The sequence below is a fragment of the Micromonospora sp. ZG13 genome, from assembly GCF_059359355.1.
Map to the genome: position 1 here is coordinate 1 of NZ_JCADBQ010000036.1, position 3,207 is coordinate 3,207.

At 74.9% G+C, this 3,207-nt stretch carries 2 protein-coding genes; both read left to right on the forward strand.

Going from position 1 to position 3,207, the window contains the following annotated elements; all coding sequences use genetic code 11:
* Positions 1–64 precede the first annotated feature (64 nt).
* Positions 65–1,474 carry a carboxyl transferase domain-containing protein gene (locus AC5L34_RS29405; RefSeq protein WP_357724039.1) on the forward strand — a complete coding sequence of 470 codons (1,410 nt, stop codon included), beginning with the start codon at positions 65–67 and terminating at the stop codon, positions 1,472–1,474.
* Between the two features lie 32 nt (positions 1,475–1,506).
* A partial coding sequence (locus AC5L34_RS29410) for a type I polyketide synthase (protein ID WP_494827897.1) occupies positions 1,507–3,207 on the forward strand: 1,701 nt, incomplete at its 3' end.

Here is a 3,207-nt window from a genome sequence, read left to right on the forward strand (position 1 = left end):
TCCTGCGCCGTGAGCTGCGGGAGCGGTTCTGGCAGGGTCACGAGCGCAGGGTGAGCTGATCGCGATGACGGCGGTGATCAGCGAGCGGGACACCCGCGACCCGCTGCACCGGCTGCCCCGGCTGCTGGACGACGACTCCCTGACCCTGCTGCACGATCCGGACGACGTCGCCGCCGTGGTGGCCCGTGGCCGGATCGCCGGCGAGAAGGTGGTCGCCTTCTGCACCGACGCGACGGTCAAGGGCGGCGCGCTCGGGCTGCCGGAGTGCCTGCGCATCCGGGACGCCATCGAGCTGGCGCTGACCGAGGGCGTGCCGGTGATCGGCCTGTGGCACTCCGGCGGCGCGAAGCTGGCGGGCGGCGTCGAGTCGATGCACGGCATCGGCGCGATCTTCGCGTCCATGGTGCGGGCGTCCGGTCGGATCCCACAGCTCTCGGTCGTGCTGGGCCCGGCCGCGGGCGGCGCCGCGTACGGACCGGCGCTCACCGACATCGTCATCCAGGCGCCCGCCGGCCGGATCTTCATCACCGGCCCGGACGTGGTGCGCAGCGTCACCGGCGAACAGATCGACATGGCCGGGCTCGGCGGGCCGGACGCGCACGTGCGCCGGTCGGGTGTGACGCACGTGCCCGCCGACTCGGAGGAGGACGCCTACCACCAGACGCGGCGACTCGTGGCGCTGCTGGCCCGGCCGGGGGAGTTCGACCCGGCCCGGGCCGGCGCCCCCCGGGACCTGCGCGCGCTGCTGCCGGACTCCCCGGTGCGCGCCTACCCCGTACGCCCCCTGCTGACCGCGCTCCTCGACGACGCCGAGCTGCTGGAGCTGCAACCGAAGTGGGCGCCGAACATGGTCGTCGGCCTCGGCCGGCTGGGCGGCGGCACGATCGGCGTCGTCGCGAACAATCCGCTGCGCAAGGGGGGCTGCCTCGACTCGGTCGCGGCCGAGAAGGCGTCCCGCTTCGTGCGCATGTGCGACGGGTTCGGCGTACCGCTGCTCGTCGTGGTCGACGTCCCCGGCTACCTGCCGGGCGTCGCCCAGGAATGGGGCGGGGTGGTGCGGCGCGGCGCCAAGCTGCTGTACGCCTTCGCCGAGGCCACCGTCCCGCGCGTCACGCTGATCACCCGCAAGTCGTACGGCGGCGCCTACATCGCCATGAACTCGCGCGCGCTGGGCGCGACGTCGGTGCTGGCCTGGCCGGACGCCGAGGTCGCGGTGATGGGCGCCGAGGCGGCCGTCGGCATCATCCACCGCAGGACGATCGCCGCCGCCGGGGAGACCGGGCGCGGCGAACTCGTCGCGCGACTCGTCGAGGAGCACCGGCAGGTCGCCGGCGGCCTCGGCCGCGCGCTGGACCTCGGCGTGGTCGACGAGGTCGTCCGCCCCGAGGACACCCGGGCCCGCCTGGTCTCCGTCTTCGCCGACGCCGCCGGCCCCGTCCGCCGGCGCGGCACCCACGGGAACATCCCGCTCTAGCACCCCGATCCCCCCACCGGTCCGCCCCTGGAGTGACGTCGATGCCCGACAACGAGGAAAAGCTGCTCGACTACCTCAAGCGGACGACAGCGGAGCTGCGCGAGACGCGGCGGAAGCTGCGCGACGCGGAGGAGGCGGCGCACGAGCCCATCGCGATCGTCGGCATGGCGTGCCGGTTCCCCGGCGGCGTGCGTACGCCCGAGGAGCTGTGGGACCTGGTGGCCGCCGGACGGGACGGGGTCGGCGGCTTCCCCACCGACCGGGGCTGGGACGTGGCGGAACTGTACGACCCGACGCCGGGCGTGCCGGGCAAGTCGTACACCCGCGAGGGCGGCTTCCTGTACGACGCGGCGGAGTTCGACGCGGAGTTCTTCGAGATCAGCCCGCGTGAGGCGCTGACCATGGATCCGCAGCAGCGGCTGCTGCTGGAGACGTCGTGGGAGGCGCTGGAACGGACAGGCCTCGATCCGGCGTCCCTGCGCGGCAGCGACACCGGCGTGTTCGCCGGGATGATGTACCACGACTACGCCGGCAACAGCTCCACCGGCGCGATCGCCTCGGGCCGGGTCGCGTACGCCCTGGGCCTGGAGGGCCCGGCGGTCACGCTCGACACGGCCTGCTCGTCGTCGCTGGTCGCCCTGCACCTCGCCGCCCAGGCGCTGCGCGGCGGCGAGTGCTCGCTGGCCCTGGCCGGCGGCGTGACGGTCATGGCGACCCCCGAGACGTTCGTGGAGTTCTCACGGCAGCGGGGCCTGTCGCCGGACGGCCGGTGCAAGTCGTTCGCCGCCGCCGCCGACGGCACCGGCTGGTCCGAGGGCGTCGGCATGCTGGTGGTGGAGCGGCTGTCGGACGCGCTGCGCAACGGCCGCCGGGTGCTGGCGGTGGTGCGGGGCACGGCGGTCAACCAGGACGGCGCGTCGAACGGGCTGACCGCGCCGAACGGGCCGTCGCAGCAAAGGGTGATCCGGGCCGCGCTGGCCAACGCGCGGCTGTCGGCGAGCCAGGTCGACGTGGTCGAGGCGCACGGCACGGGCACGAAGCTGGGCGACCCGATCGAGGCCCAGGCGGTCCTGGCCACCTACGGGCAGGGCCGGGAGCGGCCGTTGTGGCTCGGCTCCGTCAAGTCGAACATCGGCCACACCCAGGCCGCGGCCGGCGTCGCGGGGGTGATCAAGATGGTGGGCGCGCTGCGCAACGGGCTGCTGCCGCGCACGCTGCACGTGGACGAGCCGTCGCCGCAGGTGAACTGGTCGGCGGGGGCGGTGTCCCTGCTGACCGAGCCGGTGGCGTGGCCCGCCGGTGACCGGCCCCGCCGGGCCGCCGTGTCGTCGTTCGGGGTCAGCGGTACCAACGCGCACGTGGTGATCGAGGAGCCCGAAGCGGACGGGTCGCCCGAGCCGGCGTACGCCGTCCGGCCGCCGGCGATCCCGTGGGTCCTCTCCGGACGGACGCCGGATGCCGTACGGGCCCAGGCCGCGCGCCTGGCCGACGCGGTGGCCGGCCGGGACCCCGACGACGTCGGGTTCACGCTGGCCGTCGGCTTCACGCTCGCGGTCGGGCGGACCGCGTTCGAGCACCGTGCCGCCGTGGTGGGCCGCGACACCGAGGAGTTGGTACGCGCGCTGCGGGCGGGCGTGCAGCCGACCGTGGCGGCCCCCGGCAGGTTGGCGTTCCTGTTCACCGGGCAGGGCGCACAACGACTCGGCATGGGCACCGAACTCGCCGCCGCGTAC

Bases quoted from the DNA above. Each gene is read 5' to 3' on its own strand.
- AC5L34_RS29405 (WP_357724039.1), top strand. From the start codon at position 65: ATGACGGCGGTGATCAGCGAGCGGGACACCCGCGACCCGCTGCACCGG.